This is a genomic window from Frankia sp. CgMI4 (assembly GCF_001756285.1).
Classification (GTDB): domain Bacteria; phylum Actinomycetota; class Actinomycetes; order Frankiales; family Frankiaceae; genus Frankia; species Frankia casuarinae.
On sequence record NZ_MAQZ01000008.1, the window covers coordinates 1 to 4,021 of the forward strand.

General features: G+C 69.4%; 4 protein-coding genes and 1 tRNA gene. 3 read left to right on the forward strand and 2 right to left on the reverse strand.

Going from position 1 to position 4,021, the window contains the following annotated elements:
• Positions 1 to 197: 197 nt before the first annotated feature.
• Positions 198 to 1,610, forward strand: a complete 1,413-nt coding sequence (gltX, locus tag Manayef4_RS02050; protein WP_011437604.1) for a glutamate--tRNA ligase — start codon at positions 198 to 200, stop codon at positions 1,608 to 1,610.
• Positions 1,611 to 1,933: 323 nt separating this feature from the next.
• Here gltX and Manayef4_RS02055 read toward each other — a convergent pair whose 3' ends face one another.
• Positions 1,934 to 2,419, reverse strand: a complete 486-nt coding sequence (locus Manayef4_RS02055; protein ID WP_083282234.1) for a winged helix-turn-helix transcriptional regulator — start codon at positions 2,417 to 2,419, stop codon at positions 1,934 to 1,936.
• On the reverse strand, positions 2,409 to 2,720 hold the full coding sequence (locus Manayef4_RS02060; RefSeq protein ID WP_070130451.1) for a hypothetical protein: 312 nt from the start codon (positions 2,718 to 2,720) through the stop codon (positions 2,409 to 2,411). Before Manayef4_RS02060 ends, Manayef4_RS02055 begins: the two co-directional genes overlap by 11 nt.
• Positions 2,721 to 2,861: 141 nt before the next feature.
• On the opposite strand from Manayef4_RS02060, the gene Manayef4_RS02065 reads away from it, so the two are divergent.
• Positions 2,862 to 2,934 (forward strand) — tRNA-Asn (locus Manayef4_RS02065).
• Positions 2,935 to 3,328: 394 nt separating this feature from the next.
• On the forward strand, positions 3,329 to 4,021 hold a 693-nt coding region (locus Manayef4_RS02070), incomplete at its 3' end, for an IS110 family transposase (RefSeq protein WP_254665414.1).

A 4,021-nucleotide genomic window follows, 5' to 3' on the forward strand; every position in this document is an offset into this window, starting at 1 on the left:
ACGACCCCGACGCCGCCGAAACCCTCTGGCGCCACCACCTCACCACCACCCCCCACACCCCCCACCAACCCACCACCCCCCTCGACCTCCTCGGCTGAGCAGGGGCGTAGCCGGCCGCCCGGGAGACCGATTCCGCGGCCGGTCACCATCGGCCCACGCCCGGTTCGCCCGTCGAGATCCGCTGTACGCTGCGCGGCATGGGATCTGGGCGGGTACGGGTTCGATTCGCGCCATCTCCCACCGGCATCTTCCATGTGGGTGGGGCGCGGTCGGCGCTGTTCAACTGGCTGGTCGCGCGGCGCGCCGGCGGCGACTTCGTGCTGCGCGTCGAGGACACCGACGCGTCCCGCAACCGGCCGGAGTGGACCGACGGCATCATCAGCGCGCTGGACTGGCTCGGCATCAGCCCCGGCGGGTACGAGGGTCCGGTGCTGCAGTCGTCGCGCGCCGACCGGCACCGGGCCGCGGCCGAACGGCTGCACGCCGAGGGTCTCGCCTACTACTGCGACTGCACCCGCGAGGCCCTGGCGGAACGCACCGGCAACGCGCAGCGCGGCTACGACGGATTCTGCCGGGACCGCGGGCTCGCCCCGGGTCCCGGCCGGGCGCTGCGCTTTCGCACGCCGGACGACGGCGTGACGATCGTCGAGGACCTCATCCGCGGCACGCCGGAGTTCCCGAACGAGACCATCGAGGACTTCGTGGTCGCGCGGGCCGACGGGTCGGCGGTGTTCCTGCTCGCCAACGTCGTTGACGACCTGGAGATGGGGATCACCCACGTCATCCGGGGTGAGGAACACCTGTCGAACACCCCTAAGCAGCAGCTGCTCTGGGCAGCGCTCGGCGCGGACGCGCCGCCGGTGTGGGCGCACGTCCCGGTGATCGTCAACGAGAAGCGCCAGAAGCTGTCGAAGCGGCGCGACAAGGTGGCGCTCGAGTCCTACCGGGACGAGGGATACCTGCCCGCCGCCATGAAGAACTACCTGATGCTGCTCGGTTGGGCCCCGCCCGGCGAGGACGAGATCGTGCCCTGGGAAACGATCGAGTCCACCTTCGACCTTGCCGACGTGAAGCCATCGCCGGCGTTCTTCGACGAGAAGAAGCTCAAGGCGTTCAACGGTGAGTACATCCGGCGGCTGAGCGTCGCGGAGTTCATCGAGGCGGTCCGGCCCTGGCTCTCGGCGCCGGCCGCGCCGTGGGAGCCGGCCGCGTTCGACGCGGACGCGTTCGCAGCCCTCGCCCCCTTGGCGCAGAGCCGGGTCTCCGTGCTGTCGGAGATCGTGCCGATGGTCGACTTCCTCTTCCTGCCGGAGGCACCGATCGACGACGCGGCCTGGGCCAAGGCGATGAAGGGGCCGGCGGCGGAACTGCTCGCCGACGTCCACGACCTCTACGACAAGATCGAGTGGGAAGCCGAGACGTTGAAGGCCGGACTCACCGAGGTGGGCGAGCGGCACGGTCTCAAGCTCGGCAAGGCGCAGGCACCGGTGCGGGTCGCCGTGACCGGGCGGAGCGTGGGACTGCCCCTGTTCGAGTCGCTGGAGGCGCTCGGCCGGGAGACCACCCTGCGGCGGCTTGCCGAAGCGCGGGAACGGCTCACCGGCGGCTGACCTCACGCCGGTCCACGACAGCCTCGCGCGCACGCCGGTCCACAACGGCTTCGCGCGGCGGGCAGGGCTGAGCCCGGGTCGCGGCTGGGACGGGCCGCGACCCGGGCTGGGGAGACCCACCAGAAGCCGGGGTTACCTCTGGTGGATGAGGCTGCTTCAGTTCGCCAGCCAGCCGGGCGACAAGGACCAGCACACCCCGCTGGGCCTAAGAGATCCTTAAAACGAGCTCAAGACAAGCTGTGATCTTGCCGTCACGAGATGCCTCTCGATAGTGATCATTCCGCGATGTCGGGATATTGCCGCCAAGCGGGAGTCCACCGAACTTAGGGCTCACCGTGACCCTGGGTGGCTGATCCTCGGGGCGTGCGCTGGCGCGGGCTCAGCCCGGACCAGTCGTYCGCCCAGGCCGCCAGCGGTTCCAGCACTCCCTGCAGGCGACGGCCGTGCGCGGTCAGCCGGTACTCGCCGACCTCGTCCACCTCGACGAGGCCGGCCTCGCGCAGCTCCCGCAGGCGTTGGGTCACCTGGGCCTGCGGCGCGTCGAGCCGCGCCACGAGCGCGCGGAACGGCAGGGCCGTCCCGCGCAGGTTCCAGTAGACGGCGAGGGCGAAACGCCGACCCAACAGGTCCACAAGACCGGCGAGGGCGGACGGTGCGCCGTCCGAAGTCTCGGGATGACCGGAGGCGTGCGGTCGTCCCGGCCCGTTCGGCCTCGCCTGCCTCATCGGCATGTCCCGCCGGGACCGCTCATCGGTGGTCTCCGGGGTCTCCGGGGTCTCCGGCGCGAGGGTGCCTCGATCAGCGGGCACCGACCGAACCGACGCCGTTGGATCCGACACCGTTGGATCCGACACCGTTGGAGCTGTGCGAGCCGAGGGGAGCGAACAGCCTGGTCGCGGACTGCCCGGCATGGGCACCAAGCAGGTCCCGGGCCTTCTGGTAGACGGTGRCCGCCTGCGCGGAGACGAGTCCCGCCACGCTCTGGACCTCCGGGCGCTCCTGGAGGTCACGGACCTGCCGCATGATGGCGTCGTAGTGCTCCCGGCCGGCCCGGGCGCCGAGGACGTATCCGAGACCGAGGGCCAGGATGACGCTGGGCCTGATACGCATGTTGCCTCCCAGGAGACCGAGGGACGTGCAGGCGGATGGCCGCCGGCCGCTTGACGTTGTGCCGTCGGGTTGATTCCTACCCCACGTCCAAGACCGCCCGAACCTCAGGTAGGCTGACGACGTCAGATGCACGGCACCCGATCCCGCGTAGCTCAATTGGCAGAGCAGCCGGCTGTTAACCGGCAGGTTATAGGTTCGAGTCCTATCGCGGGAGCATGTTTGCCCAGGTCAGGGCCTATCTTAGCAAGATCTTAAAGATCTTGAAATAAAGATCACCCCAACTTTACCCCCATGATTCTTTTCCTGTCTGGGTCTGTCTGTATGACGTCATCCGTTTGATCACCAGACCCCCTCCGGGTGGCCACCTGTTCCTGTCGGGATGGCCTGGAGGGGTCGTATGGAAGCGCAGGTCGCGCGGTGCGCGGGCCTGGATGTGCACAAGGACGAGATCGTCGCCTGCGTGCGGATGGCCGAGGCGCCGGGTGGGCCGGTCCAGGTGCAGCTGCACACCTTCGGGGCGACGACCGTGGAGTTGCTGGCGCTGCGGGACTGGCTGACCGGTCTGGGGGTGACCCGGGTCGGGATGGAGTCGACGCCTGATTACCGGCGTGTACTGGCGACCGGTCTTCCACATTCTCGAGGACGCGGTCGCCGAGTGCTGGCTGCTCAACGCCCGGCACATGCACAACGTCCCCGGCCGCAAGACGGACGCGGCCGACGCCGCGTGGATCGCCGAACTCGTCGAGTACGGGCTGGTCCGCCCGTCGTTCGTGCCGCCGCAACCGATCCGCCAGCTGCGGGATCTGACCCGCTACCGCAAGGCGCAGATCGAGGAGCGGACCCGCGAGGTCCAGCGCCTGGACAAGGTTCTGCAGGACGCGGGGATCAAGCTGTCGTCGGTGTCCTCGTCGATCCTGACGGTGTCCGGCCGGGCGATCCTCGAGGCGATGATCGCCGGTACCACCAACCCGGAGGTACTCTCCGAGCTCGCCCGCGGCCGGCTGCGCGCCAAGATCCCGGCGTTGCGGGAGGCGCTGAACGGGTTCTTCACCGGCCACCACGGTCTGATCATCGGGGAGATCCTCGCGAAGCTGGACTATCTCGATGAGGCGATCGACCGGCTCTCGACCGAGATCGACCGGGTGATCGCCCCTTTCGAGGCGAAGGTCGACCTGCTGGACACGATCCCCGGGGTTGACCGCCGCATGGCCGAATGCCTGCTCGCCGAGATCGGCCCGGACATGTCGGTCTTCCCGACCGCCGGCCACCTGGCCTCCTGGGCCGGGCGCTGCCCCGGCCAG

What these genes read in the sequence shown, in the direction of transcription:
- gltX (WP_011437604.1), top strand. Translation starts at nt 198, where the DNA reads ATGGGATCTGGGCGGGTACGGGTTCGATTCGCGCCATCTCCCACCGGC.